Raw genomic sequence first — 14543 nt, 5'->3', positions numbered from 1 at the left:
TCAGTGCTGCGCGGCCGCGGCGGCGGCCTCGGCCTCGATCTGGCCCGGGAACTCGCTGGGCTGGCCGACGCCGGTGGTGACCAGGTCGCGCAGGCTCTCGGTGATGTAGAAGGTCCAGGCCGGGGAGCACGCGTCGTAGCACTCGTAGTCCGGCACCAGGCCGACGTGGGTGAAGGTGAGCCGGGCGCCGCTGTCGGTCGCGGCGATATCGAAGCGCATCTCGGTGTTCACCCACTCGGTCTGGTCCTCGATGTAGGACATGAAGTTGTCCTTCACCAGCCAGACCACGCGCTCGTCCGGCACCACCTCGGTCAATTCGATCTCGCTGCGGTGCACGCCGGGGGCCTCGAAGACGAAGCGGTCACCCGCCCGCTCGGTGCCGCCCTTGATGCCCGGCGACCACCAGCCGCGGGCGTTCAGGACGGCCGCGAAGACCTCGGCGGGGGTGCGGTCGACGGTGATGGAGGTGGTGAAGTTCTGATCAGTCATGGCAGGTCCCGACTTCTCTCTCAGTGGTTCAGCGGGTTGATGGGGACTGTCTCGCGAGAACTTACTTGCATCACGATAGCGGCGTTGCTTGCATCACACAAGCGGATAAGTCACCCTGGAGTCATGTTGGGACGCATGTACGAAGGGGAGGTCTGCTCGGCGGCACGGACGCTGGAGCTGGTCGGCGAGCGCTGGAGCCTGCTGATCGTGCGCAATGCCATGTTCGCGGGCATGACCCGGTTCACCGAGTTCCAGCGCGCGCTCGGCATCGCGCCGAACATCCTGACCAAACGGCTCGCCGAATTCGTCGAGGCCGGGATCTTCGAGCAGCGCAGCACCGGCGGCCACCCCGAATACCTGCTCACCGCCAAGGGACTCGACCTGAAACCGGTCATCCTCGCGCTCACCGAATGGGGCGACCGCTGGGCCGCGCCGGACGGGCCGCCGGTCACCTACCGGCACACCGGCTGCGGCGGGAAAGTCGCGGTGCGCCTGGAATGCTCGGACTGCGACGCCGCACCCGAGCTGTCGGACGTGACCGCGGAACTCGCGCCGTGGGCGTACGAATTGAAGTACGGGACCTCGGCGTCGCTCCCCTAGCGGAGCCTCGTCCCGGAGCGAACCTCACTCCAGGAGCGGAAACCGGCCCGAGGCCAACAGCCCGGCGATGGCCTCCATCTTCGCCTGCGGCGCAGCGTAATCCGGGTGCGCGCCCAGCACGGCCGCGGCGTCGTGCAGCCGGATCATCTGCCGCTCCGCCTCCGCCACGCTCCGCCCGCCCGGCGTCACCGGATGCGCGGCGAAGGCCGGGCGCCGCGGATCCACCCGACCCAGTTCGACGGCCTTCTCCACCCGCCGCGAGCACCGGCAGAAGGCCTCCGGATTCGCCAGGCCGCACGTGGACTGCAGGAAGTTGCCGAGCCGTTTCTTGGCCCGCTCCACCCGTTTCCGATACGCGGCCGGTGTCGCGCCGACGATCCAGGCCGCCTCCTCCGAGTTCACCTCGAACACATCGGAGAGCACGTACGCGACTCGTTCATCGCGACCCAGGCATTGCAGCATCGCCTGGCTGCAGTTGAGGCGGACCTCGTGGGTGAGCAGCGTGGCCTCCGGACCGCGATAGTCCTCCTCCGCCAAGCCGTCCCGCAATCCCTCGCCGAACTCGTCCAGGCTGAGCTGCCGCTGCTCCTGCGGCGTCTGCCGCTGCAGATTCAGCAGATAATTGACGCCGATGCGGTACGCCCAGGTGGTGAGTTTGGCCTCGCCGCGCCAGCTCGCCAGATTGCCGACCGCGCGCAACAGGATCTCCTGGGTGGCGTCCTCGGCGTCGGCGGGCCGCCACACCATGCGCAGCGCCAGCCGGTAGATCGGATCCTGCAGCAGCCGAACCACATCCGCGACGGCGGCGCGATCACCGCCGACGGCCCGCGCGACGAGATCGCGCTCGTCGATCTCCGATCCGGTCTCCATCCCGCCAGCATAGGGACCGGGTCCGACATCGCGGGGCCGTCAGGCCGGCCGCCGCTCAGGCGACGGCGGGCGCGGTGAGCAGCGCGTGCTGACGCAACCAGCCGGCGACCGCCCGGCCGATGGCGTCGGGCTGATCCTCCGGGCAGTGGTGCCCGGCCGGGCCGATGTTCGCGAGCTCGGCGGACGCGAAGGTGCGCACCGCCCACTCCATCGCCTCCTGCGAGCCCAGCCCGACCCCGTCCTCGACGTGCATGAGCAGCTTGGGCACCTCCGGGCTGGCCGCCATCCAGGCGTCGTAGTTCTCGATGATGGCGACCACGTCGGCGGGCTCGCCGTCGAGCGGGAACTCCCTGGGCCACACCAGCATCGGCTTGCGCGACTCCGGCGTCGGGTACGGCGCGCGGTAGGCGTCGAGCGCCTCCGGGGTGAGGGTGCGGGTGGAGGCGGGCAGGTTGAACTCGATGAACATATTGCGTTCGAGCACCATCTCCTCGCCCTCGGGGGAACGGAAGCGGCGGAACAGTTCCGCACCCTGCGGCGGCATGTCCGACCAGATCATGGGGCGCAGGAAGGTCTCCACCAGGGCGATGCCGCGCACCCGTTCGGGATGACGTGCGGCCCAGTCCATTCCGAGCGCGCCGCCCCAGTCGTGGCCGACGATGACGACCTGGTCCAGGCCCAGGGCCTCGAACCAGGCGTCCAGGTAGCGGGCGTGATCGACGAAGCGGTAGTCGCTGTCCGGCTTGCCGGAGGCGCCCATGCCGATGAGATCCGGTGCGAAGACCCGGGCGCTCGTGTCGGATACCGCACCGCTCACGTGCGGGATCACGTTGCGCCAGATGTAGGACGAGGTGGGGTTGCCGTGCAGGAAGACGACGGGAACGGCGCCGGCCGCAACGGGACCGCTGCCGGTGTCGGTGTAGTTGATGAACGAGTCCAGAATGTCGATGGTGGCCATCGTGGTGTCCTTCCGGGTGAGTTGCCTACACCTGGTTGGACACGCGCCGGGACGGCTTGTGACCGGACCTAGATGTGACCTGTGTCATACATCGGCACGGTGCCCGGCTCGACCGTCAGCGCCGGGTGGACGCCCGGGGTGAGGCCGTTGCCGACCGCGGCCCGCTGCAGCATGGCGAGGAGCTTCGACCGTTCGCCCGGGTCGAGCATGCCCAGCAGCTCGTCGTTCAGCTGGTCGGCCAAGGCCGACGCGCGGGCGATCATCTCGCGCCCGGCCGGCAGCAGGTGCACGGCGTGCGCACGCCGGTCCGCGGGGTGTTTGCGGCGTTCGACCAGGCCACGCTTCTCCAGGTCGTCGATCAGGCTGACCATCACATTGCGGTGGATCCCGAGCGCGTCGCAGAGCTGCTGCTGGGTACGGCCGTCATTGACCTCCAGCATGCGCAGCGTGCCGTACTGCGGCGGCTTGATGCCCAGCGGGGTGAGCAGCTGGTCGAAGCGGTACGCGGCATGGGAACCCAGCTGCGCGAAAAGGAACGCGGCGCTGCTGAAGAGGGGCGCGCGCTGGGGATCCACGTCGGTCACCCGCATAGCGTAGCCCGACCCATGCGCACAATCAGTGATTGCCCCCTTGTTTGATAATCACTTCAGGTGCATAGTTTGAAGCGGACCTCCACCCACACCGAATCGAAGAGAGTTCGCAGTGGACACCGACACCTCCCCCACCCTCGATCCACGCCGCTGGATCGCCTTCGCCGTCGTGCTGGCCGCGGGATTCATGGACCTGCTCGACGTCACCATCGTCAATGTCGCCGTCCCCAGCATCCAGAAGGACCTGGGCGCGGCCTACTCGCAGATCGAATGGATCATCGCCGCGTACGTGCTGTCCTTCGCGGCCGTGCTCATCACCGGCGGCCGGCTCGGCGACATCTACGGCCGCAAACGCCTGTTCCTGATCGGCGTCGCCGGATTCACCGCGGCATCCCTGGCCTGCGGCCTGGCGACCTCGCCCGAAATGCTCATCGGCTCCCGGTTCGTGCAGGGCGCGATGGCCGGGCTCATGGTGCCGCAGATCCTGGCCATCATCCGCGTCACCTTCCCGAAGAACGAGCGCGCCAAGGCGATCGCCGTGTACAGCGGCGTCGGCGGGTCCGCGTCGGCGGTCGGGCTGTCACTGGGCGGGCTGCTCGTCGAGTGGAATCTGTTCGGCCTGGACTGGCGGCCGATCTTCCTGGTGAACGTGCCGGTCGGGCTGCTCGCACTCGGCGCGGCCGCCGTGGTCATGCGGGATTCGCGGTCCACGCACGCGCCGCGACTGGACATCGTCGGCATGGTGCTGGCCATCTCCGCGGTGCTGCTGCTGGTGTACCCGCTCACCGAGGGCCGCCGATTGGATTGGCCCGCCTGGACTTTCGTCATGGTCGGGGCGGCGGCGGTGACCTTCGTGGCCTTCCTGGTCTATGAGCGGTGGCGGGCCCGCACCGTCGGGTCGCCGCTGGTCGATCTGGAGCTGTTCCGGTCGCGTCCGTTCACGGTCGGCCTGGCCAGCTGGCTGCTGTTCTGGATCGGATTCGGCGGCTTCTTCCTGATCTGGACGTTGTTCATGCAGGCCGGGCTCGGCTGGTCGCCCATGCGGGCCGGACTCACCTCGGCGTTCTTCGCGGTCGGCGCGGGCATCGGGGCGGGCGTCTCGGTGAGCGCCCTCGCGCCACGGTTCGGCAAGTGGGTGCTGCTGGTCGGCGGCTTGATCACCGCGGGCGGGTTCGCGTTCTACGGTGCGCTCGCCACCCACTACGAGTCCGATTTCGCCTCCTGGCAGATGGTGTTCCCACTGGTGGTGACCGGTATCGGATTCGGCATCGTGGTCGCGCCGACCATCGACATGCTGCTCGGGCAGATTCCCGACCGTGAGGCCGGGGCCGCGTCCGGGCTGCTGAACACCGGACAGCAGCTGGGGCTGGCGCTGGGTGTGGCGCTGGTCGGGATCCTGTTCTTCGGGCAGCTGGATCACGATTCGGCGCGCGGCGTGGATTCCGTTGCGGCACAGACCCGCACGGAGCTGGCCACCGCCGGGGTGCCGGACGGTGCGCGGGAGCAGATTCTCGCGGGCTTCTCCGCCTGCGTGCGGGACCGCTCCGGTGCGGTGGATCCGTCGGTCGTTCCGGCCAGCTGCCAGTCCGCTCCCGCGGACCCCGCGATCGGCGCGATCCTCACGCGGGCCGGCGAAGACGCCAATGCGGTGAACTTCGCGCACACCTTCCAGTACACGCTGTGGTGGGGCATCGGGCTGATGGCCCTGGTCTGCGTCGGATTCCTGGTGCTGCCGGGCGACACCCGGCTCGAACAACACGAGATGGCGGCCGAGGAGGACCTGGTCGGGGTCTGACCGCCACGCGCGACGGCCGCCGGTTCGGGGAATTCCCCGGACCGGCGGCCGCTTCCGGGGAAGAATTCCAGACGAATCACCGACTTCCGACAGGAGCCAGTCATGCGCGCGGCCGTGGTCAGTAAGGGCGAATTCCAGGTCGAGGACCTCCCGACTCCCGTGCCGGGGCCGGGCCAGGTGCTCATCTCCGTCACCCGCTGCGGCATCTGCGGCTCCGACCTGCATGCCCGCCTGCACTGCGACGAACTCGCCGACCTGGCTGCCGCCACCGGCTACGACCGGTTCATGCGCTCGGAACAGCGCATCGTCATGGGTCACGAATTCACCGGGGAGATCGAGGAATACGGTCCCGGCACCCGGCGCCGCTGGAAGCCCGGCACGCCCGTGGTCGCCCTGCCGATCCTGCGCACCGGGCGGCAGCCGGAACTGACGGGACTGTCCGCGCACGCGCCGGGCGGCTACGCCGAACAGGTCCTGATCCAGGAACCCATGACCTTCCCGGTCCCCAACGGGCTCTCCCCCGACCTCGCCGCCCTCACCGAACCCATGGCCGTGGCCTGGCACGCGGTCCGCAAGAGCCGGATCACCAAGGGCCAGACCGCTTTCGTCATCGGTTGCGGGCCGATCGGGCTGGCCGTCATCTCCATGCTGAAGGCCGCCGGCGTCCACACCGTCGTCGCCAGCGACTTCTCTCCCCGCCGCCGGGAACTGGCCGCGGCCTGCGGAGCCGATGTGGTGGTCGACCCCGCCACCGAATCCCCGTGGGAGTCGACGCCGAAGAAGTCCCGCATCACCGGCGCCGCCGACATCCTCAACCTCGGCTTCGACGCCATGGAACGCCTGCGGCGCATCCCCAATATTCCCTGGTGGTACCTATTCCGCGCGGCCCACACGCTCCAGCGCGGACCCTCCGGTCCGGTCGTCTTCGAATGCGTCGGCGTACCGGGCATCATCGACCAGATCCTCACCGCCGCACCGCCGTTGACCCGGGTCGTGGTCGTCGGCGTGTGCATGCAGCAGGACGCCTTCCATCCCGCCACCGCGATCAACAAGGAGATCGAGCTGCGCTTCGTGCTCGGCTACGACCCCGGCGAATTCCGCGACACCCTGCACATGATCGCCGACGGCAAGGTCGACCCGTCACCGCTGATCACCGGCACCGTGGGGCTCGCGGGCATCGACGGCGCTTTCTCGACCCTCGCCTCACCCGAGCTTCACGCCAAGATCCTGATCGACCCGCGCAGCGACCGCACCGCTCCCTGATCGGGGGCGCTATCGGCCGGGGCGCAGTGCCGGGAACGGGGTCGTCGGGGGCTCGTGGAGGATCTCCAGGAGGCCCTCGGCGCTGCGCGCGGCGGTGAGGCAGGCGTTCGCGGTGAACTGATCGGCCAAGGGGTGGCGGGCGCGGTTCCGCCACTTCTGCACCGCGGCCAAGGCCGCGTCGCGCTGGGTGGGGACATCGGTGTGGGCGGGCAGGCCCAAGCGGAGGGTCGGGGCCACGCCGGTGCCGCCGATCAGGCGGTTGAGTTCCGCGAGATCCTCCGGGGGCAAGGGGAGTTCGTCGGAGCGCAGGTGCGACAGCAGGCGCAGTTCGGCGAAGCCGTGGACGTCGGCGAGCAGGGTGCGGACGCGCGGGAGCAGGGCGTCGGCGGGGGAACCCTGGTTGGCGGCGAGAATGCGGGCCAGGGCGGTCAGTGCCGAGTGGGCCTTCAATTCGTCCGCGCGCTGGGCGAATTGGACATCCAGGACGGTGCGGAGTTCGTCGAGGCCGCTGCGGCTGGAGAGTTCGGCGGCCAGCGCCTGCGAGCCGCGGACGCCCAGGCGGATCAGGGTGACGGCCAGCCGGATGCCGAACAGGCCGAAGCGCGCGGCCAGGTGCGCGCGTAGGTCGGCGGGGACCGGCAGGGACAGGTCCGGGTGGGCGAAACGGTCGGCCGAGAGGAGTGCGGTGGTCAGGTCGTCGACGGGGATGGCGGCCAGCGCCTCGAAGGCGTCGTACTCCCGCTGCCGGAGGGTGGCGGCCGCGAAGGCCAGTAGGCCCGCCACCGGAATCACCGACTGGCACAGCCCCGTTCGCTCCAGCTCCGTCGCGAAACGGGAGGCCACGTCGCGCGCCGAATGCAGGGCGTCGATGCGGCCCGCACCGATCTCATCGGCCCGCGATACCACGCCGACCACGCCCAGCGGACCCGAGAAGCCCTGCGGCGCACCGCTGTTACCGCTGTGACCGCCGCCGATCCGCTCCAGGAAATCGACGTCGGCGGCGTCCAGACGGCGCAGGAGATAGAGGACGGCGTCGGCGGGCGGCAACGCCGGACCCGGGCCGCCGGGGGTCAGCAGCCGCGATGTGCGGGCCGACACCTCCCGCGACAGCGACGAGATGCCGGGGGTGTCGATGATGGTGGTCTGCGCCAGCTCCGCCGACGGCCACTCCACCGCCAGCTGATCCACCTCGCGCGGGGTCGGCGAATTCCAGCGCAGCGCCGACAGATCGAAGGTGAGACCGTGCGCGCCGGGCAGCCCCTCGGCCCCGCGGCCGCGACGCACCACCACATCGGCGCGGGCGCCGTCCACGCTGTACGCGGTGACCCGGGGCGCGGTCCCATTGCGGTACCAGGTGACCAGACGGGTGCACTCGGTGGCGTCGGTGGGCGCGATGTCCTGGCCGACCAGAGCGTTCAACAGGGTCGACTTGCCCGCCTTCAGCTGACCCGCCAGGGCCACCCGCAGCGGCTCGTCCAACCGCCGCGCGCACTCGTCCAGCTGAGCCCGCACCCGCGGCTGCTCGCCGAGCGCCCGCCTGGCCGCGGCCAGCAGCCCGCGCGTCTCCGGTACCAGCCCGTATCCGACACCGCTCGCGTCGTCCCTCATAGGCTCCCGATTCCGAAGCACACCGCACCTCCACGCATCCGCAAGGCATTCGCCGGGACACGCGGAATCGTTATCAGACCCCGCCGGGTCTCACAGCCGATTCCCAGCCCCGGGCCTCGGCCCGCGCCGCCCGGGGACACGACTCCGTCCGCCACACCCTGATCTTGCCCGGCCCGGAGCGAATCCCCCCGACCCGGCCTCGGTGTGCCGCTCCGGCCGGCGCCGCGGCCTCCCCGCGCGCACCAAGCCCCCCTGCGGCCCGGTGCGCGCGGCGTTCAGCGCGCGGCGGGCGGGAGCTGGGGGTGATTACCCGGCGGCAGTGCGCCGGGCGACTCCGGGCCGAGGAGCGCGCCCGCGTGGCGGCGGAGTTCCCCCACGACGTGCAGGCGGCGTTCCAGTTCGGCGGCCCGCTCGGTGCGCCGCGCGGCCTCCACATTCGCGGCCTCCTGGGCGGCGCGCAGGGACTCGTCGATGGAACGCAGAGTGCGGTCGGCGATGGCGGTGAAATGGTCGCGCAGCAACCGGTGGATGCGGTGCAGGCGGTCCTTGGTCTCCTTGCCGCTGTGGAAGGCGATGTCGTCGAGATAGCGGCGCACCGCCATCTTGGCGTCGGCGCGCCGCTTGGCCAGGCGGGCCTTCTTGTCGTCGCTGAACGCCTTGCCGCCCAGCAGGACTCCCGCGCCCAGCGACAGCGGATTGATCAGCGCCATCCCCGCCATGGTGCCGACCATGCCCGCCATGATCACGCCGCCGTACGAGCCGCGCACACCCACCAGCAGCTTGTGGCTCAAACCCAGATCCGGTTCCAGATCGGCGAGTGTGCAGGACCCGGTGCGGGAGTCGTCGTCGAGGGTGTCGCCGACCTCGGGCAGATCCACCGCGCCCAGATCGGTGAAGTGGGTGGCGACCCGCTCGGCCAGTTTCACCGCCCGGGTGCCGGTCCACACCAGGTTGTCGCCGACCGCGGAACCGACAGTCGCCGTGAGCCATTCGTCCATGCTGTCCCAGTGCTTGCCGGGATCGTGGTCGTCGATCCAGTCCTCGGCGGTGCGGGCGATGTCCCGCAGCCGGTTGCGCAGATCGTGGTCGATATCGCCCGCCAGATCGGTGATGCCGTCGCCGAGGGTCTGCTGCCATGCCGCGGTGTGGCGATGCAGCTTCTCCGCCTCGGCCTTGGCGGCGTGCAGTTCCCGGATGGCGGCCGCACCGCGCGCCGGGTCCCGCAACGCGATCAGCTCACTACCCAAGGCCAGCGCGAGATGCTCCGTGGCGGAGGAGATGTCGAGCGCGACCGCGCGTTGCATGGCCGCCTGATCCCGCGCCACCACCTGCTCCCGCAGGAACTGGAAGACCAGGCCGAACCCGGACTCGCGGCCGAGACCCTCGTCCTGCAGGCGCATGGCGTGGGCGCGCAGCACCGCCGAGACCGGCAGCATCGGCATCTCGATCTCATTGGCACGCAGGTGCTTCCGGTTCGCCTCGAACACCTGCCGCCAGTGCGGGTACAGGTCGATCTTGGTGACCAGCACCGCGACGGCCGGGCACAACTCCCGCACCTGCCGCAGGAAATCCACCTCGGGATCGGTCAGCTCGGTGGAGGCGTCGGTGAGCACCAGCACCGCGTCCGCGGCCGGAGCCTGCGCGAGAACGCCGGCCGCGCCGGTGGTTCCGTGCGCACCCAGTCCGGGCGTGTCGACCACCACGATGCCGTCGGCGAGTAGCTGGCTCGGGGCCTCGAGTTCGAGGCGGAGCACGGCGCGACCCTGCGGGCTGCGGGCGGTGAGCGCGGGGACGGCCTCGAACGGCACCGCCTCCCGGATGTTCTCGCCGCCGTCCGCGCCCGCCGCGACCACCGTCGCGCGCGGTTGCGGAGCATAGGACAGGACGGTGGTGACCGCGGTGGCGATATCGTCGGCGACCGGGCACACATCCAGATTGACCAGCGCGTTGACGAACCGGCTCTTACCCTGATTCCCCAAGCCCGCCACCAGGATCCGGCGGCGCGGATCGCGCACCTTGCCCGCGACCGTCTCCAGCCGGGCGACCAGGTCGCCGCGTTCCGCGGCCCGCGCCACCGCGATGGTCTCCGAGACCATCGTCAGCAGCGGATTCGCCGCCACCATGCCTGTCACAGCTTGCTCACCGACCCGCTCCAGCCGTCGTGTTCCGAGTGCACTGTCGAGAGACTGTCGCTCACCGCGGCGAACCCGCGGTGAGCGACCGCTCGCGTCACGAGTGCAGGATGTCGCCGACGATATCGCCGCCCGCGTGCGCTCCGAGATCCGCCCCGGTGTGCGCCCCGCCGTCGCCGAACAGCGACGCGTCCGGACCGGTGGTGTGCACCCCGCCGCCGAAGGCCTGCGAAACATCCACTCCGGCCCAGGGATTCGCGCCCGCACCGTGCAGCCCGGCATCCACCGCGCTGCCGCCGTGCACTCCGGCATCCAGACCGGTCCCGACCTGCGCACCGCCGCCGACCTGCGTCGCCCCGGTGACCCCGGTGTCGAGCCCGGCCACCGCGTTCCCGACCCCGGTCAGCCCGGTGCCGACCTGCGTACCCGCACCGACCGCCGAGTGCACCCCGGCGTCCAGACCGGTCCCCACCTGAGTCCCGGCCCCGACCGCGCCGTGAAGGCCGGTGTCGAGCCCGCCCTGCACGCCCGTGCCGATTCCGGTCGCCGCACCGCCCACGCCGGAAATGCCCGTCTCCAAACCACTTCCGACCTGCGCGCCGAGCCCGGTACCCACAGTCGCCGCGCCATTGAGCCCGGTCTCGAGCCCCGCGCCGACCTGCGTACCCGCACCGACCGCGGTATTCAGACCGGCATCGAGACCCGTGCCCAGCTGCGCACCCGTGTGCAGCCCGGTGTCCAGGCCCGCGCCCAGCTGCGTCCCGAGGTCCGCACCGGTGTGCAATCCGGTGTTCAGGCCCGCACCGAGCTGCGTCCCGAGATCCGCACCCGTGTGCAACCCGGCGTCGAGACCGGTACCCAGCTGCGCTCCCGTGTTCAGGCCGGTCTCGAGACCCGCGCCCAGCTGCGTGCCCGCGCCGACCGCGGTGTTCAGACCCGCGCCGAGCCCGCCGCCCAGTTGCGTGCCGAGATCCGCGCCCGCCTGGAGTCCGGTGTTCAAGCCCGCGCCCAGCTGGGTGCCGGCGCCGACCGCGGTGTCGACGCCCGCGCCGAGGTTGCCGCCGAGCTGGGTACCGAGGTCCGCGCCCGCGTGCAGGCCGGTGTCCAGGCCCGCGCCCAGCTGGGTGCCCGCGCCGAGGAGCGCGTCGGCGGTGCCGGAGAGGCCGGTTTCCAGGCCGGCGCCGACCTGGGTGCCGAGGGCGGCGCCGGTGGTCACCGCGCCGTTGAGGCCGGTCTGCAGGCCGACGCCGGTGTCGAGGGCGCCGTTCAGGCCGGTCTGCAGGCCCGCGCCCGCGGTGGTGGCGGCGTTGATGGCGGTGGAGAGTCCCGCGCCGAGGCCGGTCTGGAGGTCGGCGGCGGTGGTGATCGCGCCGGTCAGGCCGGTGGCGAGATCCGCGCCACCGTGGGCGACCGCGTCGAGCGCGCCCTGCAGGCCGGTTTCCAGGCCAGCGCCCGCGGCCAGGCCGCCGGTGAGGGCGGAAGTCAGGTCGGCGGCGGCCTGGGCGCCGAGGACGCCGCCCAGATTGGCTTCGACACCGGTGGCGACGTCGGCGGCCACGCCGAGCGCACCACCCAGTCCGGCGGTCAGGCCCGCGCCGAGTCCGGCGGCCGCGTCCACCGCCGCGCCGACACTGTTGGCGAGGCCCAGCTCCAGGCCGGTGCCGACCTCGGTGCCGAGGTTGACCTGGGTGGCGGCGAGGGTAGCGGCCCCGAGGTTCAGGGCGGCGTTGTCGACGAGACCGGCGCCGATGTTCGCGCCGACTCCGGTGGCCGCGCCCACGCCGGCGTTCGCACCGAGGCCCGCGTCCGCGCCGAGTCCGGCGTCCAGACCGGCGTCGGCGCCGAGGCCGGTGGCCCCGCCCGCGGCGATGATGCTCGACAGCTGCGAACCTCCGGCAACCAGCGCGGATTCCGCCACCATCGGCGCCACGGCCGCGATGTCCTCCGGGGTCACGTTGTCCAGGCCGGCGGCGGCGAGCGCCGCGCCCGGATTGGTGCAGTAGCTGACGGCGGCCTCGTGGTCGCGCAGCAGGTTGAGGATGAACTCGAGAATTGCGTTGGGGCTCATGATGAATCGTCTCCCTGGTGGGGCGGGCCCCGTTGACCCGCACTGCTCGAATTGACTTTCACGTTAGGAAGACGAGTTGTTACGCGTAAGGGGTGAAGTCCCCCGGTTTCCCCATCGATCACCTTGGGGGTTCGGCGAACATTAGGGGAATTCCCCCAAACCTGCCGGGGAATCGGTAACGAGAGCCCCCCAGCAACCGACAGGCTCGGTGGGCCGCCCGGCCTAACAGAGGGTTTTCAGACATATCGGACCAAGAGCTTTCGAGCGGCACGCGCAACACCCACCGCGTGTCCGGTAATGACAGGGGAACTCGAATGAGTCAGGGGCTGGCGCTCGGCATCACGGTCGGGTCGTCGAACACGGTTGCCGTGACAACTTCGGGGGGACAACACAAGCTCCATACCCGGCCCAGCACGCTGGGCGCGGAGACGGAGGTTCCGGAGAGTTTCCTGTCCCGGGTGGGGGATCCCGTGGACATCCGCACCCGTGACGGCTCCGTCGTCCGGGCCGCCGACCTGGTGGCGACCGCCATCGGCCGCGTGGTGACGGACATGGGCCCGGCGGGCGCCGCGGTCGCCTGCTACCCGGCCTGGTGGTCGCAGCACACCGTGGAAACGCAGCGGACCGCGCTGGACGAGGCCGGTCTGGGCGAGGTCGCCCTGGTCCCGGAACCGGCCGCGGCCATGCGCTGGCTACAGGACGTGCACGGCTCCAGCCGCGACGGCGCGATGGTGGTGTACGACCTCGGAGCCACCGGACTGACCGTCTCGGTGGCCCGCACGGGCGCCATGTCGGGCCTGCTCGGCGAACCGGTCCGCAGCACCGCGGTGGCGGGTTCGGAATTCGATCTGCTGACGATGAGATATGTCCTCGCGTATGCGGTCGGCGAAAAAGATTTCGATCCTTTCGACCCGGTAGTGGAACAAGAATTGGCGGCGCTCCGGGAACGCTGCAAAATTGCGAAAGAAACTCTCTCCACAAATACCGCCACCATGGTGCCGGTGCGTTTGCCCATGCTCGGCGTCGCCGATGTGCGACTGGTTCGCGACGATATCGAGGAGCTGCTGCGGGGTCCGCTCCTCGGTTCGACCGACCTGGTCCGCGAGGCGCTGCGCCGCGCGGGACTGAGCGCCGCTGACCTGGACGGCTTCCTGCTCACCGGCGGCGGCGCGAGCATCCCGCTGGTAACCGAGCTGCTGTCCACCGAGTTCGGCGTCCCGGTCGCGGCCGCCGCCGATCCGGCCCACCTGAGCGCGCACGGCGCGGCCCTGCTGGCCGCCGACCTGCTCGCCGACATCACCGAGACCGAAGCTCACCCGGCCATCGCGATCGGCGGCCCGACCTACGCCGAGGCCGACGGCAGCACCACGCTCGTTCCGCCCCGGACCATCGCGGGCGCGCCCCGCCGCATCGGCGGCGGCTCCTTACCCGAATCCGCCGACGCCGCCGGGCCGGCCACCGCAGGACCCGAGGAGACGACGGCGCCCGCCGCGGCTGCGCGTATTCCGCTGCTGCCCGAACTGCCCGTCGAGGAGCCCCGGAGCGGGTTCCGGCACTGGAAGCGGCTGGCCGTGTTCGGCGCGGCCGCCATCGCGGTGGCCGCGGTGGCGACCGGCACGCTGGCCATGGGCACCGGCGATCGGTCCACCCCCGCGAATCCCGCGGGGACACCGGCCCCTTCGACCTCCGCGGTGGCCCTGGACAAGGCCGCGCCGAACGGCGGGGTCACCCCCTCCGGCACGCCCGCCGCAGCCGTGCCGGGCAGTCCGATCGCCGCGGTGAACTCCCCGCAGCAGCCCGGCGCCACCCAGCCCGGCACACCGGCCTCCGGCGCCCCCGTGGGCGCTCCGGCCGCCCCGGTCGGACAGTCGGATACCCCTGCCCAGCAACAGAATCCGGCGCCGGAGCAGTCGCCGCAGACCCAGCAGGCGCAGCCGCAACCCGCGCCGCAGACCCAGCCGCAGCCCGCCCCGGCGCAGCAGCAGCCGCCGGTGCAGACCATGCAGCTGCCGCAGCCTCCCGTGCCCGCCCCCGTGCAGGTGCCGGCGCCCCAGCTCCCGACGGGAGCCTTGAACAACGCCGTCGACGGACTCGGGAAAATTCCCGGTACGCACGGCTGAGAGTTGGTTCCTCGTGACAGGCGTAACCCCAGTCGCGCTCGATTCACTTC

The 14543-nt window shown here is 71.2% G+C and carries 10 protein-coding genes and 1 pseudogene; 4 read left to right on the top strand and 7 right to left on the bottom strand.

Annotated elements, in window-relative coordinates:
- Positions 1–489: an SRPBCC domain-containing protein gene (locus ABZ382_RS27095; RefSeq protein WP_357094277.1), complete on the bottom strand. Its 489-nt coding sequence runs from the start codon at positions 487–489 to the stop codon at positions 1–3.
- A 123-nt stretch (positions 490–612) separates the two neighbouring features.
- Between ABZ382_RS27095 and ABZ382_RS27090 the strand changes: the two genes are divergently transcribed.
- Positions 613–1089, top strand: coding sequence for a helix-turn-helix domain-containing protein (locus tag ABZ382_RS27090; RefSeq protein ID WP_357094274.1), 477 nt, complete (start codon positions 613–615; stop codon positions 1087–1089).
- 24 nt (positions 1090–1113) lie between these two features.
- Here ABZ382_RS27090 and ABZ382_RS27085 read toward each other — a convergent pair whose 3' ends face one another.
- The 3 genes and pseudogenes from ABZ382_RS27085 to ABZ382_RS27075 form a co-directional block, all read right to left on the bottom strand.
- On the bottom strand, positions 1114–1959 hold the full coding sequence (locus ABZ382_RS27085) for an RNA polymerase sigma factor (RefSeq protein ID WP_357094271.1): 846 nt from the start codon (positions 1957–1959) through the stop codon (positions 1114–1116).
- Between the two features lie 55 nt (positions 1960–2014).
- Positions 2015–2920, bottom strand: a pseudogene (locus tag ABZ382_RS27080) (haloalkane dehalogenase); the annotation flags it as partial.
- Positions 2921–2985: 65 nt separating this feature from the next.
- On the bottom strand, positions 2986–3501 hold the full coding sequence (locus ABZ382_RS27075) for a MarR family winged helix-turn-helix transcriptional regulator (protein ID WP_357094269.1): 516 nt from the start codon (positions 3499–3501) through the stop codon (positions 2986–2988).
- 118 nt (positions 3502–3619) lie between these two features.
- On the opposite strand from ABZ382_RS27075, the gene ABZ382_RS27070 reads away from it, so the two are divergent.
- A complete protein-coding gene (locus ABZ382_RS27070; RefSeq protein ID WP_357094266.1) occupies positions 3620–5302 on the top strand; it encodes an MFS transporter in 1683 nt (560 codons plus the stop codon).
- 102 nt (positions 5303–5404) lie between these two features.
- Complete coding sequence (locus ABZ382_RS27065) at positions 5405–6565, top strand: zinc-binding dehydrogenase (protein ID WP_357094263.1); 1161 nt, start codon at positions 5405–5407, stop codon at positions 6563–6565.
- A 9-nt stretch (positions 6566–6574) separates the two neighbouring features.
- Here ABZ382_RS27065 and ABZ382_RS27060 read toward each other — a convergent pair whose 3' ends face one another.
- The 3 genes from ABZ382_RS27060 to ABZ382_RS27050 all read right to left on the bottom strand — a co-directional run bounded on the left by ABZ382_RS27060 (position 6575) and on the right by ABZ382_RS27050 (position 12373).
- Entirely contained in the window at positions 6575–8173 is a 1599-nt protein-coding gene (locus tag ABZ382_RS27060) for a dynamin family protein (protein WP_357094260.1), read from the bottom strand.
- 275 nt (positions 8174–8448) lie between these two features.
- Positions 8449–10296 carry a dynamin family protein gene (locus ABZ382_RS27055; RefSeq protein ID WP_357094660.1) on the bottom strand — a complete coding sequence of 616 codons (1848 nt, stop codon included), beginning with the start codon at positions 10294–10296 and terminating at the stop codon, positions 8449–8451.
- Between the two features lie 106 nt (positions 10297–10402).
- Positions 10403–12373, bottom strand: a complete 1971-nt coding sequence (locus ABZ382_RS27050) for an IniB N-terminal domain-containing protein (RefSeq protein ID WP_357094257.1) — start codon at positions 12371–12373, stop codon at positions 10403–10405.
- Between the two features lie 314 nt (positions 12374–12687).
- Here ABZ382_RS27050 and ABZ382_RS27045 point away from each other — a divergent pair, with 314 nt between their 5' ends.
- The gene (locus ABZ382_RS27045) at positions 12688–14493 is read left to right on the top strand and encodes an Hsp70 family protein (RefSeq protein WP_357094254.1); all 1806 of its coding nucleotides are present in this window, start codon (positions 12688–12690) and stop codon (positions 14491–14493) included.
- Positions 14494–14543 lie beyond the last annotated feature (50 nt).

The organism is Nocardia sp. NPDC005825, from assembly GCF_040630175.1.
GTDB lineage: Bacteria > Actinomycetota > Actinomycetes > Mycobacteriales > Mycobacteriaceae > Nocardia.
This window is presented reverse-complemented; position numbering and strand designations above follow the sequence as displayed.

What these genes read in the sequence shown, in the direction of transcription:
- ABZ382_RS27095 (WP_357094277.1), bottom strand. Translation starts at nt 489, where the DNA reads ATGACTGATCAGAACTTCACCACCTCCATCACCGTCGACCGCACCCCC.
- ABZ382_RS27090 (WP_357094274.1), top strand. Translation starts at nt 613, where the DNA reads ATGTTGGGACGCATGTACGAAGGGGAGGTCTGCTCGGCGGCACGGACG.
- ABZ382_RS27085 (WP_357094271.1), bottom strand. Translation starts at nt 1,959, where the DNA reads ATGGAGACCGGATCGGAGATCGACGAGCGCGATCTCGTCGCGCGGGCC.
- ABZ382_RS27055 (WP_357094660.1), bottom strand. Translation starts at nt 10,296, where the DNA reads ATGGTGGCGGCGAATCCGCTGCTGACGATGGTCTCGGAGACCATCGCG.
- ABZ382_RS27050 (WP_357094257.1), bottom strand. Translation starts at nt 12,373, where the DNA reads ATGAGCCCCAACGCAATTCTCGAGTTCATCCTCAACCTGCTGCGCGAC.
- ABZ382_RS27060 (WP_357094260.1), bottom strand. Translation starts at nt 8,173, where the DNA reads ATGAGGGACGACGCGAGCGGTGTCGGATACGGGCTGGTACCGGAGACG.
- ABZ382_RS27045 (WP_357094254.1), top strand. Translation starts at nt 12,688, where the DNA reads ATGAGTCAGGGGCTGGCGCTCGGCATCACGGTCGGGTCGTCGAACACG.
- ABZ382_RS27065 (WP_357094263.1), top strand. Translation starts at nt 5,405, where the DNA reads ATGCGCGCGGCCGTGGTCAGTAAGGGCGAATTCCAGGTCGAGGACCTC.